Raw genomic sequence first — 24,924 nt, 5'->3', positions numbered from 1 at the left:
CCCCATGCCGAGCCTCCAGAAGACGAGTCCCCCGCGGGAACCGGCGGTGGTCTGCCCCACGCGCAGCGACGAGGTGGCCGCCGCGGGCAGCGAACTGATCGGCGGACCCATCGGCCGCCGGGCCCGGCTGGGCACCGGACAGCTCACCCCGGTCGCCGTGGTGGCGCTGGTCGCCCTCGGGATGTTCGCGCTCGGCATGGTGCAGAAGCTGCCCTGCTACAACTGGGCCTGGTTCCAGGGCACGACCTCCCAGTACACCCACGCCTGCTACTCCGACATCCCGCACCTGTTCTCCGGGCGCGGCTTCTCGGACGGTCTGGTGCCGTACTTCGACCGGATCGGCGGCGACATACCGTTCCTGGAGTACCCGGTCCTGACCGGGCTGTTCATGCAGGTCGCCGCGTGGCTCACGCCCGGCGGCAGCCTGACGGAACAGGAGCAGGGCTACTGGATGGTCAACGCGGGCCTGCTGATGGTCTGCACGGCCGTCCTCGCCGTCTGCGTGGCCCGGACGCACCGCAGGCGCCCCTGGGACGGCCTGCTGGTCGCCCTGGCGCCCGCCCTGGCGCTGACGGCCACGATCAACTGGGACCTGCTGGCCGTCGCCCTGACGGCCGCCGCGCTGCTCCTGTGGTCGCGCGGCCGGCCGCTCGGCGCCGGTGTGCTGCTCGGGCTCGCGACGGCCGCCAAGTTCTACCCGGTACTGCTGCTCCTCCCCCTGCTGCTGCTCTGCTGGCGGGCCGGGAAGTGGCGCGCGTTCGGGACGGCGCTGCTCGGCTCGGTGGGCGCGTGGCTGGCGGTGAACCTGCCGGTGATGCTGCTGGCGCCGGAGGGCTGGAAGCAGTTCTACGTCTTCAGCGCCGACCGGAACGTCGACTTCGGCTCCTTCTGGCTGCTGCTCAGCCAGATCACGGGCCGCCAGGTGCAGCCGACGACCGCCAACACCTGGTCGCTGCTGCTGATGCTGCTGGCCGCCGCCGGGCTCGCGATCCTGGCGCTGTCCGCGCCGCGCAGGCCCCGGCTGGCGCAGCTGGCCTTCCTGATCGTGGCCGCGTTCGTGCTCACCAACAAGGTCTACTCGCCGCAGTACGTGCTGTGGCTGATCCCGCTCGCCGCGCTCGCCCGGCCGCGCTGGCGCGACTTCCTCGTCTGGCAGGCGTGCGAGGTCATGTACTTCCTGGGCATCTGGTTCTACCTGGCCTACACGAGCAGCGGGAACAAGCAGGGCCTGCCGACCGACGGCTACCAGTTCGCGATCGTCCTGCACCTGCTCGGCACGCTGTACCTATGCGTGATGGTCGTACGGGACATCCTGGCGCCGCACCGGGACCCGGTGCGGGCGGACGGCTCGGACGACCCCTCCGGCGGCGTCCTGGACGGCGCCGAGGACGTCTTCGTGAGGGGCGGGGCGGCGCACCCGCCCCGGCACGCGGCGGCCCCGGCGGTGGAGGGCCCGGTGATGGAGGGCCCCCGGGCCGACCGGGGCACCGACCCCGGGGGCACCGCCCGGGAGTGAGCACGGCGGGACGCGCGAGAGGCCCCCGGGGGGATCCCGGGGGCCTCTTCACGTACGCGTACGGGGCTGAGGGGCCCTGTGGGGCCCTTGAGGGCCCGCGGGCTCAGCGCTCGACGATCCGGTCGTACTGGGTCGTGGTGTGCCGCAGATGGGCCACCAGCTCGTCGCCGACCTTCGGCTCCTGCGCGTCGGAGGGCACGAACAGGATCGACACCTGCATGTGCGGCGGCTCGGCGAACCAGCGCTGCTTCCCGGCCCAGACGAAGGGCGAGAGGTTCCGGTTGACGGTCGCGAGACCGGCCCTGGCCACGCCCTTGGCGCGCGGCATCACGCCGTGCATCGCCTTGGGGGCTTCCAGGCCCACGCCGTGCGAGGTGCCGCCGGCGACCACCACGAGCCAGCCGTCGGAGGCGGCCTTCTGCTGGCGGTAGCCGAAGCGGTCGCCCTTGGCGACGCGGGTGACGTCGAGGACCGCGCCGCGGTACTCGGTGGCCTCGTGGTCGCCCAGCCACAGCCGGGTGCCGATGCGGGCCCGGAAGCGGGTCTGCGGGAACTGCTGCTGGAGCCGGGCCTGCTCGTCGGCGCGCAGGTGGCTGACGAACATGGTGTGCAGCGGCAGCCGGGCGTTCCGCAGCCGGTCCATCCACGTGATGACCTCCTCGACGGCGTCGGTGCCGTCGGGGCGGTCCAGGGGCAGGTGCAGGGCGAAGCCTTCGAGGCGTACGTCCTCGATGGCGGCGTGCAGCCGTCCCAGGTCCTCCTCGTGGACGCCGTGGCGCTTCATCGAGCTCATGCACTCGATGACCACGCGCGCGCCCACCAGGGCGTGCACGCCGTCCACGGAGGACACCGAGCGGATCACCCGGTCCGGCAGCGGCACCGGCTCCTCGCCCCGCCGGAACGGGGTGAGGACCAGCAGGTCACCGCTGAACCAGTCCTTGATCTTGGCGGCCTCGTACGTGGTGCCCACCGCGAGCATGTCGGCGCCGAAGCGGGTGACCTCGTCGGACAGCCGCTCGTGGCCGAAGCCGTAGCCGTTGCCCTTGCAGACCGGGATCAGACCGGGGAACTGGTCGACGACCGACTTCTGGTGCGCCCGCCAACGAGCGGTGTCGACGTAGAGGGAGAGCGCCATGGCCGGCCCGGGACCTTTCTGGTGGGGGTGTACGTGTGTACGAGACTACGCAAGCCTCGGCCGCCGCGTCAGCGACGCGGCACGTCAGCGGCGGGACATGTAGATGTCGAGCGCCTTGTGCAGGAGCTTGTTGAGCGGGAAGTCCCACTCGCCGACGTACTCCACGGCCTCGCCGCCGGTGCCGACCTTGAACTGGATCAGGCCGAAGAGGTGGTCGGTCTCGTCCAGCGAGTCCGAGATGCCGCGCAGGTCGTAGACGGTGGCGCCCATCGCGTACGCGTCGCGCAGCATCCGCCACTGCATCGCGTTCGAGGGCCGGACCTCGCGGCCGATGTTGTCGGAGGCGCCGTACGAGTACCAGACGTGGCCGCCGACGACGAGCATGGTGGCGGCGGACAGGTTCACGCCGTTGTGCCGGGCGAAGTACAGGCGCATCCGGTTGGGGTCCTCGTTGTTGAGGACGGTCCACATGCGCTGGAAGTACGAGAGCGGGCGCGGCCGGAAGTGGTCGCGGACGGCCGTGATCTCGTAGAGCCGCTGCCACTCGGCGAGGTCCTCGTAGCCGCCCTGGACGACCTCGACACCGGCCTTCTCGGCCTTCTTGATGTTGCGGCGCCACAGCTGGTTGAAGCCCTTGAGGACGTCGTCCAGCGAGCGGTTGGCGAGCGGGACCTGGAAGACGTAGCGGGGCTGTACGTCACCGAAGCCGGCGCCGCCGTCCTCGGCCTGCTGCCAGCCCATCTTCCGCAGCCGGTCGGCGACCTCGAAGGCGCGCGGCTCGATGTGGGTGGCCTCGACGTCCTTCAGGCGCTTGACGTCCGGGTCCTGGATGCCGGACTTGATGGCGGCCGAGTCCCAGCGGCGGATGACGACCGGCGGGCCCATCTTCACGGAGAAGGCGCCCTGCTGCTTCAGGTGCGCGAGCATCGGCTGCAGCCAGTCGTCCAGGTTTGGGGCGTGCCAGTTGATGACCGGGCCCTCGGGCAGATAGGCCAGGTAGCGCTTGATCTTCGGGAGCTGGCGGTAGAGCACCAGGCCCACGCCGACGAGCTCGCCGGACTTGTCGAACCAGCCGAGGTTCTCCGAGCGCCACTCGGTCTTCACATCCGCCCACGCCGGGACCTGGCAGTGGCTCGCCGCGGGCTGGCTCTGGATGAATGCCAGATGCTGCTCACGGCTGATGGTCCTCAGGGTCAGGCTCATGCGGGGCGCTCCTCGGCAGGTGTGTCCCCATCGGTTCAGGGGCTCCGGCTCTCGCGCCGAAGCCTACTGTGGCCGTGGAGCGCCCCAGAGGGGACGTGCGTCCCCTGACCGGCGGACCGGCAGGTGTTTCCGGTGCCGCCGGCGTTTCCCGCGTTTCCCTGGTCTCCCCGGGTTTCAGACCAGACCGCCGTAGAACATGCCGAGATAGAAGCCCACGGCCGAGGCGCCGAGGCCGACGATCAGGACGAAGCGCTCCCGGGTGGTCGCGGAGATGAACTGTCCGTACACGCCGGTCAGGATGCCGATCAGGCCGGTCCAGGACGCCAGCACGTGCAGGCTGTGGAACTGGGCCGTGATGACCGACAGCAGCCCGAGGAAGATCGTCACCCCCATCAGGGTGTCCTGGAGCGGGTGGGACTTGCCGTCGGTGGCGAAGAGGGAACGTCCGGGATCGGGTCGCATTGCCTGTGCCATGGGGCACCTCCTGGCGTGACTGCCGGAAGGCGGCGCTCTGTGACGCCGCCGACATCCGTTGTGTACAGATTGCGTCCCCTCACCACCGGATTTCAACCGCAGGGCGATGTGCGGGTACTCTGTACGGTCTGCACCGGTGTCTGCCCAGGTCCCTCCCGGACCCCGACGGAACCCTCGCTCGCCGAGGGTGATTGTCAGTGGCGGCGGATACCGTTGCTTACGCATCACGACCCTCCTGCCACGGAACGACCGTGGCCGCTGAGTCCAAAGGAGGTGGGTTCCACATGCGTCACTACGAGGTGATGGTCATCCTCGACCCCGATCTCGAGGAGCGCGCTGTCTCCCCGCTGATCGAGAACTTCCTCTCCGTCGTCCGTGAGGGCAACGGAAAGGTCGAGAAGGTCGACACCTGGGGCCGTCGTCGTCTCGCCTACGAGATCAAGAAGAAGCCCGAGGGCATCTACTCGGTCATCGACCTGCAGGCCGAGCCTGCGGTCGTCAAGGAGCTCGACCGCCAGATGAACCTGAACGAGTCGGTCCTCCGGACCAAGGTCCTCCGCCCCGAGACCCACTGAGCTTTCAGCTCACAGGTTTCCGGGTTCGAGTAGCAGCAAGCAGCCAGAAGCAATCCCGCCGAGAGGTTCACCCATGGCAGGCGAGACCGTCATCACGGTCGTCGGCAATCTTGTCGACGACCCCGAGCTGCGCTTCACCCCGTCCGGTGCGGCGGTCGCGAAGTTCCGTATCGCGTCCACTCCCCGCACCTTCGACCGTCAGACCAACGAGTGGAAGGACGGCGAAAGCCTGTTCCTGACCTGCTCGGTCTGGCGTCAGGCAGCGGAGAACGTCGCCGAGTCCCTCCAGCGAGGGATGCGTGTCGTCGTTCAGGGCCGCCTGAAGCAGCGGTCCTACGAGGACCGCGACGGTGTCAAGCGCACGGTCTACGAGCTGGACGTCGAGGAAGTCGGCCCCAGCCTCAAGAACGCCACGGCCAAGGTCACCAAGACCACGGGTCGCGGTGGCCAGGGTGGTTACGGCGGCGGGCAGCAGCAGGGCGGCGGCAACGGCGGTGGCGGCGGCTGGGGTGGCAACTCCGGCGGCGGCCAGCAGGGCGGCGGAGCTCCCTCCGACGACCCCTGGGCCTCCAGCGCCCCGTCCGGCGGCCAGCAGCAGGGCGGCGGTGGCTGGGGTGGAAACTCCGGCAACGCCGGCGGCGGCTACTCGGACGAGCCCCCCTTCTAGGGCACTCCCCAAGAAGCAGCTCGTACCCAAACTTCTTGATCACACAGGAGAAACACCATGGCGAAGCCGCCTGTGCGCAAGCCTAAGAAGAAGGTCTGCGCATTCTGCAAGGACAAGGTCACGTACGTTGACTACAAGGACACGAACATGCTGCGGAAGTTCATTTCCGACCGCGGCAAGATCCGTGCCCGTCGCGTGACCGGCAACTGCACGCAGCACCAGCGTGACGTCGCCACGGCCGTCAAGAACAGCCGTGAGATGGCGCTGCTGCCCTACACGTCCACCGCGCGATAAGGGAAGGGTGACCGAAAAATGAAGATCATCCTCACCCACGAGGTCTCCGGCCTCGGTGCCGCTGGCGACGTCGTCGACGTCAAGGACGGCTACGCTCGCAACTACCTGGTCCCGCGTGGTTTCGCGATCCGCTGGACCAAGGGTGGCGAGAAGGACGTGGCGCAGATCCGCCGCGCCCGCAAGATCCACGAGATCGCGACCATCGAGCAGGCCAACGAGGTCAAGGCCCAGCTCGAGGGTGTCAAGGTCAAGCTGGCCGTTCGCTCCGGCGACGCCGGCCGCCTGTTCGGCTCCGTGACCCAGTCCGACGTCGCCTCGGCGATCAAGGCTGCTGGTGGCCCGGACGTGGACAAGCGTCGCGTCGAGCTCGGCTCGCCGATCAAGACCCTGGGCGCGCACCAGGTCTCCGTGCGTCTGCACGCTGACGTGGTCGCGAAGCTCGGCGTCGAGGTCGTCGCCGCGTAACGCTGCCTTCGGCAGTCTGCGCTCAGCAGTGAGGAAGGGCCGCACCCCTTGGGGTGCGGCCCTTTCGCCGTTTCACGTGAAACATTCGGTTTCACGTGAAACGTCCCGTCAGCGGGCTGCGCCGGTGACGATCCAGCGGCCGGAGCGGGTGCGGAACCAGAGGGTCGCCATGCGGACCGTCATCATCAGCGTCATGGCGCCCCAGAGCGCCGTCAGCCCGCCTCCGAAGGCCGGGACCAGTAGGGCGACGGGGGCGAAGACGGCCAGGGTCAGGAGCATGGCCCAGGCGAGGTAGGGGCCGTCTCCCGCGCCCATGAGCACGCCGTCGAGGACGAAGACCACCCCGGAGATCGGCTGGGAGAGCGCCACCACCAGCAGGGCGGGGAGCAGGGTGTCCTGGACCGCCGGGTCGCTGGTGAAGAGCGGGATGAAGAGCGGTCGGGTGAGGATCAGCAGGAGCCCGAGCACGATCCCGGAGACCACGCCCCACTGCACCATCCGGCGGCAGACCTCGCGGGCGCCCTGGGCGTCGTCGGCGCCGAGATAGCGCCCGATGATGGCCTGCCCGGCGATGGCGATGGCGTCCAGGGCGAAGGCCATCAGGCTCCACAGAGACAGGATGATCTGGTGGGCCGCGACATCGGCGTCCCCGAGCCGGGCGGCCACGGCCGTGGCGATCATCAGGACCGCGCGCAGCGAGAGCGTACGGACCAGGAGCGGGGCGCCCGCCTGGGCGCTGGCCCGGATGCCGGCTGTGTCGGGACGGAGGGAGGCCCCGTGACGGCGGGCGCCGCGGACGACCACGACCAGGTAGGCGGCGGCCATGCCGAGCTGGGCGATGACCGTGCCCCAGGCGGATCCGGCGATGCCGAGGCCGGCTCCGTAGACCAGACCGACGTTGAGGACGCCGTTGGCCGCGAAGCCGGCGATGGCGACGTAGAGCGGGGTCCTGGTGTCCTGGAGGCCGCGGAGGACGCCGGTGGCGGCGAGGACGATCAGCATGGCCGGGATGCCGAGGATGGAGATCCTCAGATAGGTGATCGCGTACGGGGTGGCGGTGTCGGAGGCCCCGAAGAGGCTCACGAGCCAGGGGGCGGTGGGCAGGGTGAGCGCGACGACACAAGCGCCCAGGAGCAGGGCGAGCCAGATGCCGTCGACACCCTGGCGGATCGCGGAGGGGAGGTCGCCCGCGCCGACCCGGCGGGCTACGGCCGCCGTGGTGGCGTAGGCGAGGAAGACGAACACGCTGACCGCGGTGGACAGCAGCGCCGAGGCGATGGCGAGGCCGGCGAGCTGGGGGGTGCCGAGGTGGCCGACGATCGCGCTGTCGGCGAGCAGGAACAGGGGCTCGGCGACGAGTGCGCCGAAGGCCGGGACGGCGAGCGAGACGATCTCGCGGTCATGGCGCCGTCGAACGGCCTTGGGTGGCGCGGAAGCCTGATGCATGGGGTCAATCTAATCTTCCACAGGTAACAGATGCAATGATGTTAAGACCCTTACTTATGGAGGGAGTGGGCCTTCGGGTGTGCGCCGTTTGTTCTGATCTTGGTCCGGACGGAAAAGTTTTTCTCCCCCACAGCCGGTGGATCGAAAAACCGCAGGTCAGAGTGGTTCGATCGGGGGTGGTATGAGTTTGTCCACATGGCTGTCCCCCGGTCCGTGCACAGGATCCGGGGAGTTCTCCACAGCATCGGGGCCTTCACCCACAGGCCCTGTGGATAACCAGATTGGCTGACGGTGCCCGCGGGCCTACCGTGGTCCGGCGCACGACGCGCCAGAAGCGGAGTCAAAGCCTCTTGTTTGTCCGAGCCGTGGCGTAAGAAAGAGTGGCACGGCGAGGTCCGCGGAGCGGACGGGAGGAGGTGGCTTGGTGAGCAGTCCCGAGCCCATGGACGATCCCTGGGCCGACGGCGGACCAGGTGACCGGCTGCCCACCCGGACCCGCGGCGAGGGCCGGGGCCGGGGGCGCGGCCGGGAAGACCAGCACGAGCGCGGCAGCGAGGACTCCTGGGACTCCGGCCTCTCCGGCTTCGAGCGGGTCCCCCCGCAGGATCTGGACGCCGAGCAGTCCGTCCTCGGCGGCATGCTGCTGTCCAAGGACGCCATCGCCGACGTCGTCGAGATCCTCAAGGGCCACGACTTCTACAAGCCGGCCCACGAGACGGTCTACGCGGCCATCCTCGACCTCTACGCGAAGGGCGAGCCCGCCGACCCCATCACGGTCGGCGCCGAGCTCACCAAGCGCGGCGAGATCACCCGGGCCGGCGGCGTCTCCTACCTGCACACCCTCGTCCAGTCGGTGCCCACCGCCGCCAACGCCTCCTACTACGCGGAGATCGTCCACGAGCGGGCCGTGCTGCGGCGTCTCGTGGAGGCCGGCACCAAGATCACGCAGATGGGATACGCGGCCGACGGCGACGTCGACGACATCGTCAACCGCGCCCAGGCCGAGATCTACCAGGTCACCGAGCAGCGGACCACCGAGGACTACCTGCCGCTCGGCGACATCATGGAGGGCGCGCTCGACGAGATCGAGGCGATCGGCTCCCGCAGCGGCGAGATGACCGGTGTACCCACCGGCTTCACCGACCTGGACGCGCTCACCAACGGCCTGCACCCCGGCCAGATGATCATCATCGCGGCCCGTCCCGCCATGGGTAAGTCCACGCTCGCGCTGGACTTCGCCCGCGCGGCCTCCATCAAGCACAACCTGCCCAGCGTCATCTTCTCCCTCGAAATGGGCCGCAACGAGATCGCGATGCGCCTGCTCTCGGCGGAGGCCCGGGTCGCGCTGCACCACATGCGCTCCGGCACCATGACCGACGAGGACTGGACCCGCCTGGCCCGCCGGATGCCGGACGTCTCGCAGGCCCCGCTGTTCATCGACGACTCGCCGAACCTCTCGATGATGGAGATCCGCGCCAAGTGCCGCCGCCTCAAGCAGCGCAGCGGCATCAAGCTGGTCATCATCGACTACCTCCAGCTGATGCAGGCCGGCGGCTCCAAGCGCTCCGAGAGCCGCCAGCAGGAGGTCTCGGACATGTCGCGAAACCTGAAGCTGCTCGCCAAGGAGCTGGAGCTCCCGGTGATCGCGCTTTCCCAGCTGAACCGAGGCCCCGAACAGCGCACGGACAAGAAGCCGATGGTCTCCGACCTGCGAGAGTCCGGCTCCATCGAGCAGGATGCCGACATGGTCATCCTGCTCCACCGCGAGGACGCCTACGAGAAGGAGTCCCCGCGCGCGGGCGAGGCGGACATCATCGTCGGCAAGCACCGTAACGGCCCGACGGCGACGATCACGGTGGCCTTCCAGGGCCACTACTCACGCTTCGTGGACATGGCGCAGACCTGATCGGAGGGTCGGCGCCGGCACGTCGGGGTCCTCCCTCCGGTGGGTGGGCGCGGCATGATCGGCGTATGACCTCATCTTTCGAAGCCTTGTTGCCCAGCACCGAGCGGGCCCTGCTGCACCGTGTCGCCGTCGCGCAGGCCGAAGGGCGTGCGCCCTCCCTTGCCGCCGGTGTGGTCCGGGAGGGGGAGACCGTCTGGTTCGGCTCGCGGAGTTGTGTCGACGGGCATGCCCCGGACGCCGAGACGCAGTTCAGGATCGGCTCGATCACCAAGGTCTTCACCGCGGTGCTGGTGTTGCGGCTGCGGGACGAGGGGCTGCTCGCCCTGGAGGACCCGCTGGAGAAGCACCTGCAGGACACCGGTGTCGGTGAGGTGACGATCGCTCAGCTCCTCGGTCACAGCGCCGGGCTGGGTGCCGAGACGCCCGCCCCGTGGTGGGAGCGGACGCCGGGTACGGTGCGGCCCACGCTCGCCGACGTGCTGGGGGAGCGCCCGCAGCCGCATCCCGCGGGGCGTCTGCACCACTACTCCAACCCCGGCTACACCCTGCTGGGTTCGCTGGTCGAGGCCCTGCGCGGGGTGTCCTGGGAGGAGGCCCTGCGCGCCGAGATCCTGGAGCCGCTGGGGCTGCGCCGTACGACGGCCCAGCCGGTCGCCCCGCACGCCGGCGGCTTCGCGGTGCACCCGTGGGCCGATGTGATGCTCCCCGAGCCCTCGCAGGACCTCGGGCTCATGGCGCCGGCCGGTCAGCTGTGGTCGACCGTCGGAGACCTCTGCCGTTTCGCCGCCTTCCTCGCCGAGGGCGACGAGCGCGTGCTCGCACGGTCCTCGGTGGAGGAGATGCGGGTGCCCGCCGCGCCCCCGGCGCCCGGTGAGGCGGAGGCGGCCTACGGGCTCGGTCTCCAGGTGGTGCGCCGGGACGGGCGGACGTTCATCGGGCACACGGGCTCGCTGCCGGGCTTCGTGGCCTGCCTCTGGGTGAGCGTCGAGGACGGGCTGGCCGCGGTGACGCTCGCCAATGCCACCTCAGGGCCCCTGGTCGGCCTGGTGACGGCCGAACTCATCACGATCGTGGCCGAGGCCGAACCGCGCCTCCCGGAGCCCTGGCGCCCCCTTCCCGCGGCCGAGGTGGACCAGGAGCTCCTGGCGCTCACCGGCTCCTGGTACTGGGGCACGTACGCCTACGGGCTGCGGGTCGGCCCCGAGCGCGGGGTGATCCTGGAGCCGCTGCGCGGCGCGGGGCGGCGGGCGAGCTTCCGCGCGCTCCCGGAGGGCGGCTGGATCGGCCTCGACGGGTACTACGCGGGGGAGACGCTGCGGGTGGTGCGGCGAGAGGACGGTTCGGTGAGCCATCTCGACCTCGCCTCCTTCGTCTTCACCCGGGAGCCGTACGAGCCGGGCGACGCCGTCCCGGGCGGGGTGGAGGAGGCCGGCTGGCGCGGGCTGTGAGACGAGCGGGCTGTTTCACGTGAAACAGCCCGCTCGTCTTCAGAGGCTCAGCTTGAAGCCGAGGTGCGAGGGCTCGAAGCCGAGCCGCTCGTAGAAGCGGTGGGCGTCGGTGCGGCTGACGTCGGAGGTCAGCTGCACCAGCCGGCAGCCCTCGGTGCGGGAGGTCTCGACGGCCCACTCGATGAGCCGGGTGCCGAGACCGCTGCCGCGCTCCTCGGTGTGGACGCGGACGCCCTCGATGATCGAGCGGGTGGTGCCCCGGCGGGAGAGCCCGGGGATGACAGTGAGCTGGAGGGTGCCGACGACCCGGCCCGCGCGTACGGCGACGACCACGTGCTGGTTCGGGTCCCGGTCGAGCCGGGCGAAGGCGGCGGTGTACGGGGCGAGGTCGTCGGGCGACTCGCGCTGGGCGCCCAGGGGGTCGTCGGCCAGCATCGCCACGATGGCGGGGAGGTCCTCCTCGCGCGCGGGGCGCATCTCAAGATCACTCATGGGGGCAGGCTACGTCCCGCCCGCCCCGTCGCGCCCGGTCCGTTCCGCCCGGTCCTCAGGCGGAGACGCCGAGGCCCTGCACGACGCGGACCAGCGGGGTCAGCTCCGGGTTCTCGGCCGCCGCGTCCAGGGCCTCGCGCAGGGCGCGGTCGTTGGTGGGGCGGGCCTCGGCGAGGAGCTTCTGGCCCGCCTCGGTGACGTCGGTGTAGATGCCGCGCCGGTCGGTGGCGCACAGATACCGGGTGAGCAGCCCGCGGTCTTCGAGGCGGGTGACGAGCCGGGTGGTGGCGCTCTGGCTCAGGACGACGGCGTCGGCGACCTGCTTCATCTGGAGGTGCCCGCCGGGGCCGTCGTGCTGGCGGCTGAGGACGTCGAGGAGCGAGTACTCGCGCACGCTCAGGCCGTGCCCGGTCTCCAGGGCCTTCTCGATGTGCGCCTCGATCCTGCCGTGCAGCAGGGAGAGGGCGCACCAGCCCTGGGAGAGGGCCGTCAGTGCGGGGTCCGTCGCGGTCATGCTCTCTCCTCGCTTCCTCGGGCTCCCGGTCCGGAGCGGCCGTCTACCAGGGTAATCGATGGAGCGCAAAAATCCGCGTGTGCAAGTAAATGACGGGTGGTCCCGGCCGGGCGGACCCGCGGTGTCCGGCCGGGTCAGCCCGCCGCGACGGTGAGCGGGGCGAAGCGGCGGCGCCAGTCGCCCGGCAGCCCGGGCAGGGAGCGGATCATGATGCTCGTCGTGGCGATCTGCTCCAGGCCGTTCGCCTTCAGCCAGGTCGTCAGCTCCTCGTGGCGGCTGTCGACGTCGGTGCGGAGCGGGCGGTCCGAGGCGGCTGCCAGCGAGGCGACCAGGGCCTGGGCCGTGGCGGTGTCGCGGGCGATCAGGGGGCCGATGACATGGGTGTCCATGTTGGGCCAGAGCGCGCCGAAGCCGGTGATCTCGCCGTCCTCCTCGGCGACGCGCAGATGGTCGGCGAAGGCCGGCAGGCGGGTGATCATGGCGGTGCGGTCGACGCCGAACACCTCGTGGTCGAGGCGCAGGATCGCCGGAAGGTCCTCGGCGGTCGCGGGACGGACGGGCCGGTCGGGGGCCGGCCCCGCGGGGGCGAACCGCCCCAGGAGCATCTCCGAGAGACCGACGCCGGCGAAGCCCAGCTCCTCGTAGAGCGGCTTTCCGTTCGCCGTCGCGTAGAGGGTGAGCGGCGTGTCGCCCGCCTCGGCGAGGACCTGGCGCATCAGCCGGCGGCCGACACCCCGGCGGGCGTACCGCTCGGCGACCAGGACCATGCCGATGGCGGCGAGCCCGGGCCCGTACGAGGTGACCACGCAGGCGCTGACCAGCCCCTTCCCGGACGGGTCGTCGATGCCGTACCCGATGCCCGCGGTGAGCAGCAGCCCCCACTTGTACTCCTCCCGCGTCCAGCCCCGGTCTTCGGAGAGGTCTGCGCAGGCGAGGACGTCGGCCGAGGTGAGGCGCCGGATGGGGAGCTGATCGAGCGGGAGGGGTGAAGAGGGCATGAGGGTCAGGCTCGCGGAACCGGCGGGGGCGCGTCCACCGCTTTACGGGCGGACGCGGCCTCCCGGCGGCGGCGCTCGCGCCGGGTCAGGCCCCAGGGCTTGAGGACGGAGACCGCCGTCATGAAGAGATAGGCGGCGGTGGAGATCGACGGGGCCGCGACGAGGCTGATGTCGGGCACACCGGCCTCCGCCACATGGGCGATCTCGGGGCGGAGGGCGAAGATCGTCGCGGTGGCCGTGGCCAAGGTGATCCAGAACTTGGTCCAGACCCAGCGGTGCCGGGCCAGCCCCCAGGGTGTCCCGAGCGAGAGCATGAGCCCGCTGCCCAGGGTCCCCAGCGCCACCGGGGCCAGGATCACGTCCGCGAACACCTTCATGGCGCGGTAGGAGGCTTCGGTCAGGGAGGGGTCTTCGGTCGTGTAGGCGGTGATGCCGAGGGTGAGCAGGCCCAGACTGAGGCCGAGCCAGGCCACGGAGACGGAGACATGGACGACGAGGAGTGCCCGCCGGGCGGGCCGTCGGAGATGTTTCACGTGAAACACGGTGCCGCTCGGACGCCTGCTCCCGCGTCGCACCGGGGGAGTAAGCGCCCGTACTAGCCTCGGCGTACATGACGACCCACGACGGCGACCGCAGGCTGTATCTCTTCGGCCGACGGTGGCCGTGAACGCGGACCACCACCTCGCGGAGCTGGCCCGGCACCGCTGCACCGGTGCCGATCTGCGCGAGGCCCACGCCTTGGTCCGAAAGAGCGCAGCCTAGCCCTCGGCGGGGCGTGGGGGGCCGGAAATTCCGCTTTCTGCCCGCACTTCGCGCCGGACTGTCATCCTGCGAACACGGAAGGCGACCACCAAGGTCGGCTGCGGGGAGGCGAGGACATGACGGATGCTCTGGCTACGGCCCCGGAAGCGTCACCACCCCGAATATCCGCGCTCGGGGGTGTGCTGGAGAGCGTGCCCGAGCACGTCTCCGAGATCGCGTCCGCCAGTCCCCCGGAGGTGACGGCGGAGAGCGTGACCGAGCGGGAGCCGGAGGGCGCGCCCTCGCCGGACGCGGTGCTGGTGCGGCGCACCATGGCCGAGATCGCGCCGGTCGCCGACCGGGTGACCTCCTACTTCTACGCGCTGCTCTTCACCCGCCACCCCGATCTGCGGGCGATGTTCCCGGCGGCCATGGACACCCAGCGCGACCGGCTGCTCAAGGCGCTGCTCACGGCGGCCGAGCACATGGACGACGTGCCCGTCCTCACCGCGTACCTCCAGAACCTCGGCCGGGGGCACCGCAAGTACGGGACGATCTCCGCCCATTACCCGGCGGTCGGCGAGGCACTGATCGGCGCGCTGGTCCGGTACGCCGACATCTGGGACGAGGAGACCGAGGGCGCCTGGGTCCGCACGTACACGACGATCTCGCAGATCATGATCGACGCGGCGGCGGAGGACGAGCGGCACGCGCCGGCCTGGTGGCAGGCCGAGGTGGTCTCGCACGACCTGCGGACCCCGGACATCGCCGTGATCACGCTGCGGCCCGACCAGCCCTATCCGTTCCTGGCCGGGCAGTACACCAGCCTGGAGACCCCGTGGTGGCCGCGGATATGGCGCCACTACTCCTTCGCCTCGGCGCCCCGCCCGGACGGGCTGCTCACCCTGCACGTGAAGGCGGTGCCCGCGGGCTGGGTGTCCAACGCCCTGGTGCACCGGGCCCGCCCCGGCGACGTGCTGCGCCTCGGCCCGCCCGCGGGCTCGATGACCGTCGACCACTCCACCGACAACGGGATGCTGTGTCTGGGCGGAGGCACCGGGATCGCCCCGATCAAGGCGCTGGTCGAGGACGTGGCGGAGCACGGGGACCGGCGGCGGGTGGAGGTCTTCTACGGCGCCCGCAGTGACCACGACCTCTACGACATCGACACGATGCTGAGGCTCCAGAAGACCTTCCCGTGGCTGGCGGTCCGCTCGGTCACCGAGGAGCAGGGGCGGCTCCCGGACGCCGTGCGCCAGTACGGGCCGTGGTCCGAGTACGACGCCTTCCTCTCCGGGCCGCTCGGCATGGTCCGCAGCGGGGTGGACGCCCTGCGGGGCGCCGGGATCCCCACCGACCGGATCCGCCACGACTTCCTGACGGAACTGGTCGCGCAGGGGTAGGGCCGGTCGGAGAGGCCCTATCCCAGGTCCGGTGCGTGCATCGCGCGGACGCCCTCGATGTTGCCGTCCAGGTAGTGGCGCAGGGAGAGCGGCACCAGGTGCACCGCGGCGATGCCGACCCGGCTGAAGGGCACCCGGACGATCTCGTACTCGCCCAGTGGCTCCTCGATCTCGGGGCCGTGCCGCTGCGAGGTGTCCATGGACTCCAGCCGGCAGACGAAGAAGTGCTGCACCTTCACGCCGGAGACCCCGCCGTCGACGATGTGCTCGACGGTGTCCACGAAACAGGGCACCACATCGGTGATCTTGGCGCCGAGCTCCTCGTGGACCTCGCGGTGCAGGGCCTGGACGACGGTCGGGTCCGATGCCTCGACCCCGCCACCTGGTGTCAGCCAGTACGGGTCCACGCCCGGTTTGGTGCGTTTGATGAGGATCAGGTCGTCCCCGTCGAGCAGGATGGCGCGTGCGGTGCGCTTGACCACTGGTCGTTCGGTCATGGGAAGAAAATGGCCCGTCCCGGGTGTCCTGAAACTCACCAGTCCTCAGCGGCCCGCAGCAGCCACTCGTGGGCCCGCGCCAGCTGCGGCAGCGCGAGGGTCCCGGTGCGGACGACCAGGAAGTAGGTGCGCAGCGGCGGCACCGGAGGGTCCAGGAGCGCCACGAGCCGCCCGCCGCCCAGGGCCTCCTCGCACAGATAGCGGGGCAGCACGGCGAGCCCCGCTCCGGCCGCGGTGGTCTCCAGGACGGCCCGCAGGTCCGGGGCGATCACGGTCGCGGCGGCGGCCGGTTTGGACTCGAAGACGGCGGCCCAGTACCGCGAGACGAACGGCAGCGACTCGTGCACCTCGACCACGGGGAGCTGCTCCAGGACGACCGCGCCCCGGCGCAGCAGCGTCCCGGGCGGCAGCCGGGCGGCCCAGCGCGGGGCGGCGACCAGGACGTGCTCCTCGTCGCAGAGCGGGGTGGCCGCGAACAGCCCGCCCCGGGGCCGCGCGGCGGCGACGGCCAGGTCGTGGTGGCCGGCGGCGAGTCCGTCGAACGTCTCCTCCGCGTCGCCGGGGAACGAGGCCCGCAGCGTGAGGCCCTGGGCGATCAGCGGGGTCAGGGCGGGCAGCACCCGGGCCGAGGTGAACTCGGGCGGCCCGGCCAGGTGCAGGGTGCGCAGCCCGCTCTGCTCCTCCAGGCCCGTCTCGGCGATCTCGACGAGCGCGTCCAGGTGCGGGGCGGCGCGCTGGGCGAGCTCGTCGCCGATGGTGGTGGGGGTGACCCCGCGCGCCTGCCGGAGGAAGAGCGGGCGGCCGAGCTGCCGCTCCAGGGTGCGGATCTGGCTGGTGACGGCGGGCTGGGAGAGTCCGAGGAGGGCGGCGGCGCGGGTGAACGAGCCGGCCCGGTGCACCGTGACGAACGTGCGCAGCAGGGCCAGGTCCATCCCCGCCCCCTCCCGGCCCGCGGGGGCCGTTCGACTCAGGCGGTCCGCTGGGGCGCCTCGGGACCGTCCAACTATAAATAAGTCGATAGGCGGCTGTCGCTAGCGTGATTGGACACTGACGCACAGTCAACTAGCCTGGTTCAGGCGGTCTTCCACCTCCGGGAGGCGGGATCGCCGCCGGGGGAGGCGAGGGGGGAGAGGGGCGTTCCGAGCCACGAGGGGGGAGGTTCGGAACGCCCTTCCTTGCGAGGCCGCGCTCCCCCGTCAGGCTTCCTTGGCGGCCCTGGCGAGCGCGCGGCGGACGTCGTCGAGCAGGTCCTCCGGGTCCTCCGCGCCCACCGAGAAGCGGACGAAGCCCTCGGGCACGGCGTCCCCGCCCCAGCGTCCGCGCCGCTCCGCGGTGGACCGGACGCCGCCGAAGCTGGTGGCGTCGTCCACGAGCCGCAGGGCGTCGAGGAAGCGGTCCGCCCAGGCGCGGTCCGGCAGCACGAAGGAGACCACGGAGCCGAAGCGCCGCATCTGCCGGGCGGCCACCTCGTGCGAGGGGTCGCCGGGGAGCCCCGGATAGCGCAGCCCGGTGACGTCGGGGTGGGCGGTGAGGGCCTCGGCGAGCGCGAGCGCGGTGCCGCACTGCCGGTCGAGCCGCAGCTGGAGGGTGGCCAGCGAGCGGTGGGCGAGCCATGCCTCCATCGGGCCCGGGATGGCCCCGACGATCTTCCGCCAGCGCCGCACCTCGGCGGCGCGGAGCGGGTCCCGGCAGCTCACGTGGCCGAGCAGGATGTCGCCGTGCCCGGTCATGCCCTTGGTGTCGCTGGCGACGGAGAAGTCCGCGCCGAGCTCCAGGGGCCGCTGGCCGAGCGGGGTGGCCAGGGTGTTGTCGACCGCGACCAGGGCCCCCGCCTCGTGGGCGGCCCGCACCAGGCGGCGCACGTCGCAGACGTCGAGCCAGGGGTTGGAGGGGGTCTCCAGCCACAGCAGCTTCGCCCCGGGCAGCACGTCGAGCTGGGCGTCGCCGCGGGTGGGCGCGGTGCGGACCTCGATCCCGTACGCCCGCAGCTGCTCGTGCAGCAGGGGGAGCGCCTGGTAGGCGTCGTCGGGGAAGACGACGGCGTCGCCGGAGCGCAGCTGGGAGAGCACGACGGCGGAGATCGCGGCCATCCCGGAGGCGAAGACCAGGGTCTCGACCCCGGTCTCCCCCGGGGCCTCCAGCTCGCCGATGGCGCGTTCCAGGAGGGTCCAGGTGGGGTTCTCGTCGCGGCCGTACGTGTAGGGGCCGGTGGGCTCGCCCGGCAGGTGGAAGTGGGCGGCGAAGACCGGTCCGGGCAGCGTCGGCTCGTACTTCACCGGCTCCGGCAGCCCGGCCCGTACGGCCCGCGTCCCGTCGCCGACACGGGCCCCGTGCGCCCGAGTCCCGTCGGCCGCCCCGGTCCCGTCTGCCGTCCCGGGCCCGCCCGGCCCGTCGTGCGTGGTGCTCATCCGGTTCGCTCTCCCACCTCGTCGCGCACCGCGGCGAGGAGTCCCCCGCTCGCGGCCTCCACCATCTCCAGGCACTCCTCGAAGCCTTCCCGGCCCCCGTAGTAAGGGTCCGGCACGTCGAGCCGGGAGCCCGCCGCGGGGTCGTAGGAGCGCAGCAGGCGTATCTTCGCGGCGTCCCCGGGTGTGGGGGCCAGCCGCCGCAGGTCGCGCAGGTGCCCCTCGTCGAGTGCGATCACCAGGTCCAGCTCCGGGAACCAGGAGGCTCGGAACTGCCGGGCCGCGTGCGCGGAGCCGTAGCCGTGCTCCTCCAGGACGGACACGGTGCGCGGGTCGGCGGGGTCGCCCTCGTGCCAGCCGCCGGTGCCGGCGCTGTCCACGACGACCGCGCCGGCCAGCCCGGCCTCGGCCACGCGCGCGCGGAAGACGTGCTCGGCCATCGGCGAGCGGCAGATGTTGCCGGTGCAGACGAAGCAGACGCGGTACGTCATGGCCGGGCCTCAGTCGCCGTCGGGGAGGACGACGTTCAGCGCCCAGGAGACGACGGAGATGATCAGGCCGCCGAGGACCGCGGTCCCGAAGCCGTTCACCTCGAAGTCGAGGCCGACCTGGTCGGACAGCCAGGACGTGAGCAGCAGCATCAGGGCGTTGACGACCAGGGTGATCAGACCGAGCGTCAGGATGAAGAGCGGGAGGGTGAGCAGCTTCACGACCGGCTTCACCAGGAAGTTGACCAGCCCGAAGAGCAGGGCGACCAGGATCAGCGTCCACGCCTTCTCGGCGGTGCTGGTGCCGGTCAGGGTGATGCCAGGGACCACCCAGAGGGCCACCGCCAGGGCCCCCGCGTTCGCGAGCGTCTTGACTACGAAATTCTTCATGTGTCAGATCGTGGCAGACAGGATCGAGCCAAGGCAGGGGCGAAGGAACCATGAAGGCATTCCGACTGGACGAGCTGGAGGCGGAGCGCGCCGCCAACGACGGCGCGTACCTCCAGTTCCTGCGGGAGCGGAACATGTCGGTCGGGCTGTACGCGCTGGACGCGGGGCAGCTCGACCCGCAGCAGCCGCACGGGCAGGACGAGGTGTACTTCGTGGTGAGCGGCCGGGCCGCGATCACGGTCGGGGAGGAGACGACCCCGGTCGCGCGCGGCAGCGTGGTCTATGTGCCGGCCGGGGTGCCGCACCGCTTCCACCACATCACCGAGGACCTGCGGGTCATGGTGGTCTTCTCCCCGCCGGAGGGCTGACCCGGGGGTCCCACGGGGTCGTCGGCCCGCACCCCCTAGGGGTCGGATCAGGGAAGAGCGGGGGCCGTGAGGCCCCCGTTCGCTTGGGTGGCGCGCCTAGCATCGAGGGTGTCGGCGGTACAGGGCCGACAGCCCCGGGATCCGGACGGATCCCGCGGGACCGGATCTCTCGGGAGATGAGGTAAGCGCAATGGCGGTGAAGGAGATTCTCGCGGGGATGCCGTGGTGGGTGAAGTGGGTCGCCATACCCGTCCTCGCCCTCGTTGTCTTCGGCGGACTGATCACCAGCGTCCTGACCTTCGTGGTCGGACTGCTCTTCAAGGTGCTGCTCTTCGTGGCGCTCGTCGGTGGCCTGATCTTCGTCGTACGGAAGTTCACCTCGTCCTCCGGCTCCCGCGAGGACTGGTAGCAGCCGTTACCCGTTGGTATGGGCCAAGGGCCGGGCGTTAGCCCGGCCGGGGGAACGCACCGGTTGAAACCGGCCGGGCCCCAGGGGCCTGCCATTAGAGTGGAAACCTCTGCCGCCCCAGGAGCAACAGGCGTAGACCCGACGGTCCCAGGTCGCGGTGGGCGCGCGGGGGCGGCCCCCGCGGGCGGATGCGACGCGTCCGTCACTCGCCTGGGGGTGACCTTTGGCCACGGCTTCGCAGACCGCTGCTCCTACCCTGATCGGATCGGTACAGCGGGCGCTGAGACTTCTGGAGGCCGTGGGCTCCCACGCGGACGGGGCGCCCGCCAAGCAGCTCGCCCGGGAGGCCGGGCTCCCGCTGCCGACCGCGTACCACCTGCTCCGCACCCTGACGCACGAGGGCTATCTGCGCCGTGAGAAGGGTGTGTTCGTCTTCGGCGACGCCGCCGGCCGACTGGTCGGCGGCGGAGTTCTGCAGAATCGTCGCACCAAGGTCGAGGACTCTCTCGCGCGCTGGCGTGACGCCATCGGCGTCCCGGTGTACTTCGCGATCTACCGCGAGGGCGAGATCGAGCTGGTCTCGGTCGCCGACACCCCCGCCGCCCCCGCCGTCGAGGAGTGGGCCGACTTCCGGGAGACCGGCCACGCGCACGCCATCGGGCAGTGCCTGCTGAGTCAACTCGATCTGAAGAGTCGTCAAGACCACCTCGACCGCCACCCGGTGGAAGCCATCACGCCGTATACGGTGCGTAATCGCCATGCCCTTTTGGACCGTTTGGGCGGTATAGGGCGTATGGAACCCCTGGTGGAGCGTCAGGAATATGCGCTCGGCACTGTCTGTGCCGCCATCCCCCTCACAGCGGGGTCGACAGCCGCCGCGATGGCCATTTCCGTGCCGCTTCACCAGGAAGAACGGTTGCTACCTGCGATCGCACAGCTACAGAACGAGATCGGAAGGCTCTTCAGTTCGCTCGTCTTCTCTATCAGTATCTGAAAAATCACTCCTTGTGATCTGCTAGCGCGTACAGCACGATTGCGTCAAGAGGGCCATGGGGGATCATTCCTGGCCGTTTCGACCACAGCTTTCAGCAGCGTGTTCACACAACTGCTTCGTCTACTGCGGGGTACATGATGCGAGAGACGGTTCAGGCCGAGGTCCTGATGAGCTTCCTCGTCTCCGAGGAGCTCTCCTTCAGAATCCCGGTGGAACTGCGATACGAGGCCCGCGACCCCTATGCGGTGCGGATGACCTTCCACCTTCCCGGAGACGCGCCGGTGACCTGGGCGTTCGGCCGGGAACTGCTGCTCGACGGGATCAACAGGCCCAGTGGGGACGGGGACGTGCACATCGCCCCGACCGACCCGGACGGGCTCTCCGACGTGATGATCCGGCTCCAGGTCGGCAGCGACCGGGCCCTGTTCCGCGCCAGCGCGCCACCGCTCGTCGCCTTCCTCGACCGTACGGACAAGCTGGTCCCGCTCGGTCAGGAGCGCGACCTCGGCGACTTCGAGGACAACCTGGAGGCGGCGCTCGGCCGGATCCTCGCGGAGGAGAACGCCGGCTGAGGCGGCCGAAGGGGCCCACCACGGCCGGTAGGCCGCGCCCGGCCCCCGTCCGCCCCGGCCCGCGGGGTCACTTGGCCCGACGGCGGCGTCCACCCCGGGCCGGACGCTGCCCCGGGGCCGCCGGGCGGTCGGCGGAGACCACCAGCGCCGCGAGGGCGGTGGTGACCGGCACCGACAGGACCAGGCCGATCGAGCCGATCAGGGTCCGGACGATCTCCTCCGCGACCAGCTCGCTGTTGGCCACCGTGCCCACGCTGCTCTGGGCGATCGAGAACAGCAGCAGCAGCGGCAGCGCGGCGCCGGCGTAGGCGAGGACCAGGGTGTTCACGACCGACGCGATGTGGTCGCGGCCGATCCGGATGCCCGCCCGGTACAGCGCCCGCGGGCCCATCCTCGGGTCCGCCGCGTGCAGCTCCCAGACCGCGGAGGTCTGGGTCACCGTCACGTCGTCGAGCACGCCGAGCGAACCGATGATGACGCTCGCGAGCAGCAGGCCCGACATGTCGATGTCCGGATAAAGCCCGTGGATCAGGCCGGTGTTGTCGTCGGTGTTGCCGCTGAGCGAGGCCCAGCCGATGAAGAACGAGCCGAACAGCCCGATCAGCAGCAGCGAGACCAGGGTGCCGAGCACCGCCACCGAGGTCCTGGCCGAGAGCCCGTGGCACATGTAGAGCGCGATGAGCATGATCGCGCTCGCTCCCACGATGGCGACCACCAGCGGGTTCGACCCCTGGAGGATCGCCGGGAGGATGAACAGGGTCAGCACCAGGAAGCTCACGATGAGCGCGATCAGCGCCATCACGCCGCGCATCCGGCCGACGGCCACGACCACCAGCGCGAAGATGGCGGCCAGCACGGCGAGCGGCACCTTGCGGTTGATGTCCGTGACCGAGTACTGCAGGTCGCGCGGCGCGTCGGGGGCGTACGCGACGACCACGCCCTGCCCCGCGTCGAGCTGCCGGGGCGCGTCCGGCTGCACGACCTCGGTGAAGGTCCTGCCCTTCTCCGGGCCCGAGGTGACCTCGACCGTCGCCTTCTCGCACCGGCCCTGCTGGGAGGCGACCGCCTCGCGCCCCTCCGGTGTCGAGGTGTCGCCGGTCGGCGGGACCTGGGCGACGTTCACGTCCTTGCAGTCGACCCGCTCGACGGAGACGACCTTGCCCTGCTCGGTCTGCCGGTCGAAGCCGACGCCGGTGCGCTCGTGCGCCGGGGCGCCGCCGGGCCAGAGCACGGCGAGGCCGATCAGGACGGCGGCGCCGAAGGGGATCAGGACGGCGGCGATGACCTTGCGCAGATGACGCGAGACGGGCGCGGCGGGGCCGTGGCTGTGGGTGTGCGCGTGCCCGTGGCCGCCGCCGGAGCCGTGGCCGTCGGAGCCGTTCCCGCCACCGTCGGAGCCGTGGCCGCCGCCGTGGCCGCCATGGCCACCACCGTGCCCTTCGTGGCCGTCGTGCCCGCCCGGGCCGTGCGCATCGGGGCTCTGCTGCGTGGAAGTCACCGCCCGATCATCGCAAGAACGCGCGGAGACCCACTGTTCAGCACGCCAGGGAGGGCGCTAGCGTGGTGACACCTTTGCACACGCGGGAGCTCGGAGCACCGGGCTGAGAGGGCGCTGATCACCGTACGCGCGTACTGGACGTACGTACGGGAAGAGGCTGCGCCGACCGCCGAACCTGTTACCGGGTAATGCCGGCGTAGGGAGATTCGGTCTGATGACCATTCAGGATGCACGCACGCCTGCCTCCGACCAGAACGGCCCGCAGGAGCGCACGCCGGGCTGGCACAAGGGATACGTCGAGGGCTCCCGCCCCGACCTCCGGGTGCCGGTCCGCCAGGTGCACCTCACCAACGGCAAGGACGTGACGCTGTACGACACGTCCGGCCCGTACACCGACCCGGCCGTCGAGACCGACGTCCGCCGCGGACTGGCCCCGCTGCGCGAGAACTGGATCATCGCGCGCGGCGACACCGAGGAGTACGCGGGCCGCCCGGTCCGCCCCGAGGACGACGGCATCAAGCACACCTCGCCGCGCGGCGGCGGGCTCAAGAACCTCGACGCCGTCTTCCCGGGCCGGCCGCGGCTGCCCCGCCGGGGCCGGTCAGGCCAGGCGGTGACGCAGCTCGCGTACGCCCGCCGGGGCGAGGTCACCCCGGAGATGGAGTACGTGGCGATCCGCGAGAACGTCTCCCCCGAGGTCGTCCGCGAGGAGATCGCGGCGGGCCGCGCGGTGCTGCCGGCGAACGTCAACCACCCGGAGATCGAGCCGATGATCATCGGCAAGCGGTTCCTGGTGAAGGTCAACGCCAACATCGGCAACTCCGCCGTCACCTCCTCCATCGAGGAGGAGGTGGAGAAGATGACCTGGGCGACCAAGTGGGGCGCCGACACGGTCATGGACCTCTCCACCGGCCGCAACATCCACACCACCCGCGAGTGGGTGCTGCGCAACTCCCCCGTGCCGATCGGCACCGTGCCGCTCTACCAGGCCCTGGAGAAGGTGGACGGCAAGGCCGAGGAGCTGACCTGGGAGATCTACAAGGACACGGTCATCGAGCAGGCCGAACAGGGCGTCGACTACATGACGGTGCACGCCGGCGTGCTGCTGCCGTACGTGCCGCTGACCGCCCGCCGCAAGACCGGCATCGTCTCGCGCGGCGGCTCGATCATGGCCGCCTGGTGTCTCGCGCACCACCGGGAGAACTTCCTCTACACGAACTTCGAGGAGCTCTGCGAGATCCTCGCGGCGTACGACGTCACCTACTCGCTGGGCGACGGCCTGCGTCCGGGCTCCATCGCGGACGCCAACGACGCGGCGCAGTTCGCGGAGCTGAAGACGCTGGGCGAGCTCAACACCATCGCCAAGCGGCACAACGTCCAGACCATGATCGAGGGCCCGGGGCACGTCCCGATGCACAAGATCAAGGAGAACATCGACCTCCAGCAGGAGATCTGCGAGGAGGCGCCGTTCTACACGCTCGGCCCGCTGACCACGGACGTCGCCCCGGCGTACGACCACATCACCTCGGGCATCGGCGCCGCGATGATCGCCTGGTGGGGCACCGCGATGCTCTGCTACGTGACGCCCAAGGAGCACCTGGGCCTGCCCAACAAGGACGACGTGAAGACCGGCGTCATCACCTACAAGATCGCGGCCCACGCGGCGGACCTGGCCAAGGGCCACCCGGGCGCGCAGGAGTGGGACGACGCGCTGTCGGACGCGCGCTTCGAGTTCCGCTGGGAGGACCAGTTCAACCTGGCGATGGACCCGGTCACGGCCCGTGAGTTCCACGACGAGACGCTGCCGGCGGAGCCCGCGAAGACGGCCCACTTCTGCTCGATGTGCGGGCCGAAGTTCTGCTCGATGAAGATCTCCCAGGACATCCGCCGCGAGCACGGCGGCGACCTGAAGGCGGACGAGATCCAGGCGGGCATGGCCGAGAAGTCGGCCGAGTTCGCGGCGGCCGGCAACCGCGTCTACCTGCCGCTGGCGGAGACCGGCGGCCGGTAGGCGGGCTGCCCCGCA

At 70.9% G+C, this 24,924-nt stretch carries 27 protein-coding genes and 1 riboswitch; of the genes, 13 read left to right on the top strand and 14 right to left on the bottom strand.

What is annotated here, in order from left to right:
* Positions 1-4 precede the first annotated feature (4 nt).
* Entirely contained in the window at positions 5-1,516 is a 1,512-nt protein-coding gene (locus AB0C99_RS01300; protein ID WP_362467973.1) for a glycosyltransferase 87 family protein, read from the top strand.
* 103 nt (positions 1,517-1,619) lie between these two features.
* Here AB0C99_RS01300 and AB0C99_RS01295 read toward each other — a convergent pair whose 3' ends face one another.
* The 3 genes from AB0C99_RS01295 to AB0C99_RS01285 all read right to left on the bottom strand — a co-directional run bounded on the left by AB0C99_RS01295 (position 1,620) and on the right by AB0C99_RS01285 (position 4,328).
* Positions 1,620-2,651 (bottom strand): alanine racemase, encoded by a 1,032-nt coding sequence (locus AB0C99_RS01295; RefSeq protein ID WP_362467971.1) that lies wholly within the window; start codon positions 2,649-2,651, stop codon positions 1,620-1,622.
* Positions 2,652-2,735: 84 nt separating this feature from the next.
* Positions 2,736-3,854: a peptidoglycan bridge formation glycyltransferase FemA/FemB family protein gene (locus AB0C99_RS01290; RefSeq protein WP_362467969.1), complete on the bottom strand. Its 1,119-nt coding sequence runs from the start codon at positions 3,852-3,854 to the stop codon at positions 2,736-2,738.
* A 174-nt stretch (positions 3,855-4,028) separates the two neighbouring features.
* Positions 4,029-4,328, bottom strand: a complete 300-nt coding sequence (locus tag AB0C99_RS01285; RefSeq protein WP_362467968.1) for a hypothetical protein — start codon at positions 4,326-4,328, stop codon at positions 4,029-4,031.
* A gap of 284 nt (positions 4,329-4,612) precedes the next feature.
* Between AB0C99_RS01285 and rpsF the strand changes: the two genes are divergently transcribed.
* From rpsF to rplI, 4 genes are all read left to right on the top strand, one after another.
* Entirely contained in the window at positions 4,613-4,903 is a 291-nt protein-coding gene (rpsF, locus tag AB0C99_RS01280) for a 30S ribosomal protein S6 (RefSeq protein WP_004950685.1), read from the top strand.
* A gap of 73 nt (positions 4,904-4,976) precedes the next feature.
* Positions 4,977-5,570 carry a single-stranded DNA-binding protein gene (locus AB0C99_RS01275; RefSeq protein WP_362467966.1) on the top strand — a complete coding sequence of 198 codons (594 nt, stop codon included), beginning with the start codon at positions 4,977-4,979 and terminating at the stop codon, positions 5,568-5,570.
* Positions 5,571-5,627: 57 nt separating this feature from the next.
* The gene (rpsR, locus tag AB0C99_RS01270) at positions 5,628-5,864 is read left to right on the top strand and encodes a 30S ribosomal protein S18 (protein WP_003949403.1); all 237 of its coding nucleotides are present in this window, start codon (positions 5,628-5,630) and stop codon (positions 5,862-5,864) included.
* An 18-nt stretch (positions 5,865-5,882) separates the two neighbouring features.
* Positions 5,883-6,329 (top strand): 50S ribosomal protein L9, encoded by a 447-nt coding sequence (rplI, locus tag AB0C99_RS01265; RefSeq protein WP_046908663.1) that lies wholly within the window; start codon positions 5,883-5,885, stop codon positions 6,327-6,329.
* A gap of 108 nt (positions 6,330-6,437) precedes the next feature.
* On the opposite strand, the gene AB0C99_RS01260 is transcribed toward rplI, so the two are convergent.
* Positions 6,438-7,775 carry an MATE family efflux transporter gene (locus AB0C99_RS01260; RefSeq protein ID WP_362467964.1) on the bottom strand — a complete coding sequence of 446 codons (1,338 nt, stop codon included), beginning with the start codon at positions 7,773-7,775 and terminating at the stop codon, positions 6,438-6,440.
* Between the two features lie 442 nt (positions 7,776-8,217).
* Between AB0C99_RS01260 and dnaB the strand changes: the two genes are divergently transcribed.
* The gene (gene dnaB, locus AB0C99_RS01255; RefSeq protein ID WP_362468107.1) at positions 8,218-9,681 is read left to right on the top strand and encodes a replicative DNA helicase; all 1,464 of its coding nucleotides are present in this window, start codon (positions 8,218-8,220) and stop codon (positions 9,679-9,681) included.
* Positions 9,682-9,746: 65 nt separating this feature from the next.
* The gene (locus AB0C99_RS01250) at positions 9,747-11,129 is read left to right on the top strand and encodes a serine hydrolase domain-containing protein (protein ID WP_362467962.1); all 1,383 of its coding nucleotides are present in this window, start codon (positions 9,747-9,749) and stop codon (positions 11,127-11,129) included.
* A gap of 39 nt (positions 11,130-11,168) precedes the next feature.
* Here AB0C99_RS01250 and AB0C99_RS01245 read toward each other — a convergent pair whose 3' ends face one another.
* The 4 genes from AB0C99_RS01245 to AB0C99_RS01230 form a co-directional block, all read right to left on the bottom strand.
* On the bottom strand, positions 11,169-11,621 hold the full coding sequence (locus AB0C99_RS01245) for a GNAT family N-acetyltransferase (RefSeq protein WP_362467961.1): 453 nt from the start codon (positions 11,619-11,621) through the stop codon (positions 11,169-11,171).
* Between the two features lie 55 nt (positions 11,622-11,676).
* A complete protein-coding gene (locus AB0C99_RS01240) occupies positions 11,677-12,135 on the bottom strand; it encodes a MarR family transcriptional regulator (protein WP_362467959.1) in 459 nt (152 codons plus the stop codon).
* A gap of 134 nt (positions 12,136-12,269) precedes the next feature.
* Positions 12,270-13,133 carry a GNAT family N-acetyltransferase gene (locus AB0C99_RS01235; protein WP_362467957.1) on the bottom strand — a complete coding sequence of 288 codons (864 nt, stop codon included), beginning with the start codon at positions 13,131-13,133 and terminating at the stop codon, positions 12,270-12,272.
* 5 nt (positions 13,134-13,138) lie between these two features.
* Entirely contained in the window at positions 13,139-13,666 is a 528-nt protein-coding gene (locus tag AB0C99_RS01230; RefSeq protein ID WP_362467955.1) for a DUF2269 domain-containing protein, read from the bottom strand.
* Between the two features lie 345 nt (positions 13,667-14,011).
* Between AB0C99_RS01230 and AB0C99_RS01225 the strand changes: the two genes are divergently transcribed.
* A complete protein-coding gene (locus tag AB0C99_RS01225) occupies positions 14,012-15,277 on the top strand; it encodes a globin domain-containing protein (protein WP_362467954.1) in 1,266 nt (421 codons plus the stop codon).
* A gap of 17 nt (positions 15,278-15,294) precedes the next feature.
* On the opposite strand, the gene AB0C99_RS01220 is transcribed toward AB0C99_RS01225, so the two are convergent.
* The 5 genes from AB0C99_RS01220 to AB0C99_RS01200 all read right to left on the bottom strand — a co-directional run bounded on the left by AB0C99_RS01220 (position 15,295) and on the right by AB0C99_RS01200 (position 19,057).
* Positions 15,295-15,774: an NUDIX hydrolase gene (locus AB0C99_RS01220; protein WP_362467952.1), complete on the bottom strand. Its 480-nt coding sequence runs from the start codon at positions 15,772-15,774 to the stop codon at positions 15,295-15,297.
* A 35-nt stretch (positions 15,775-15,809) separates the two neighbouring features.
* On the bottom strand, positions 15,810-16,706 hold the full coding sequence (locus AB0C99_RS01215; protein ID WP_362467950.1) for a LysR family transcriptional regulator: 897 nt from the start codon (positions 16,704-16,706) through the stop codon (positions 15,810-15,812).
* Positions 16,707-16,970: 264 nt separating this feature from the next.
* Positions 16,971-18,182: a cystathionine gamma-lyase gene (locus AB0C99_RS01210; protein WP_362467948.1), complete on the bottom strand. Its 1,212-nt coding sequence runs from the start codon at positions 18,180-18,182 to the stop codon at positions 16,971-16,973.
* Positions 18,179-18,670, bottom strand: a complete 492-nt coding sequence (locus AB0C99_RS01205) for a low molecular weight protein-tyrosine-phosphatase (RefSeq protein ID WP_362467946.1) — start codon at positions 18,668-18,670, stop codon at positions 18,179-18,181. Before AB0C99_RS01205 ends, AB0C99_RS01210 begins: the two co-directional genes overlap by 4 nt.
* Positions 18,671-18,679: 9 nt before the next feature.
* On the bottom strand, positions 18,680-19,057 hold the full coding sequence (locus AB0C99_RS01200) for a phage holin family protein (RefSeq protein WP_362467944.1): 378 nt from the start codon (positions 19,055-19,057) through the stop codon (positions 18,680-18,682).
* A gap of 50 nt (positions 19,058-19,107) precedes the next feature.
* Between AB0C99_RS01200 and AB0C99_RS01195 the strand changes: the two genes are divergently transcribed.
* The 4 genes from AB0C99_RS01195 (at position 19,108) to AB0C99_RS01180 (ending at position 21,400) form a co-directional block, all read left to right on the top strand.
* Complete coding sequence (locus AB0C99_RS01195; protein ID WP_362467942.1) at positions 19,108-19,425, top strand: cupin domain-containing protein; 318 nt, start codon at positions 19,108-19,110, stop codon at positions 19,423-19,425.
* A 190-nt stretch (positions 19,426-19,615) separates the two neighbouring features.
* Entirely contained in the window at positions 19,616-19,834 is a 219-nt protein-coding gene (locus AB0C99_RS01190) for a DUF5326 family protein (protein ID WP_205628193.1), read from the top strand.
* A gap of 223 nt (positions 19,835-20,057) precedes the next feature.
* Positions 20,058-20,828, top strand: a complete 771-nt coding sequence (locus AB0C99_RS01185) for a helix-turn-helix domain-containing protein (RefSeq protein WP_362467940.1) — start codon at positions 20,058-20,060, stop codon at positions 20,826-20,828.
* A gap of 137 nt (positions 20,829-20,965) precedes the next feature.
* The gene (locus AB0C99_RS01180) at positions 20,966-21,400 is read left to right on the top strand and encodes an SsgA family sporulation/cell division regulator (protein WP_362468105.1); all 435 of its coding nucleotides are present in this window, start codon (positions 20,966-20,968) and stop codon (positions 21,398-21,400) included.
* Between the two features lie 67 nt (positions 21,401-21,467).
* Here the strand turns inward: AB0C99_RS01180 and AB0C99_RS01175 are convergent, their stop codons facing one another.
* Positions 21,468-22,898 (bottom strand): YibE/F family protein, encoded by a 1,431-nt coding sequence (locus tag AB0C99_RS01175; protein WP_362467938.1) that lies wholly within the window; start codon positions 22,896-22,898, stop codon positions 21,468-21,470.
* Between the two features lie 72 nt (positions 22,899-22,970).
* Positions 22,971-23,118, top strand: a riboswitch (TPP riboswitch).
* Here AB0C99_RS01175 and thiC point away from each other — a divergent pair.
* Positions 23,113-24,909 (top strand): phosphomethylpyrimidine synthase ThiC, encoded by a 1,797-nt coding sequence (thiC, locus tag AB0C99_RS01170; RefSeq protein ID WP_362467936.1) that lies wholly within the window; start codon positions 23,113-23,115, stop codon positions 24,907-24,909. (Overlaps the previous riboswitch by 6 nt.)
* The last annotated feature ends 15 nt before the right edge of the window (positions 24,910-24,924 follow it).

The sequence above is a fragment of the Streptomyces sp. NPDC048659 genome, assembly GCF_040650575.1.
Classification (GTDB): Bacteria; Actinomycetota; Actinomycetes; order Streptomycetales; family Streptomycetaceae; genus Streptomyces.
Note: the sequence above shows the minus strand (reverse complement) of the source record. Positions and strands in the feature narration are given on the sequence as shown.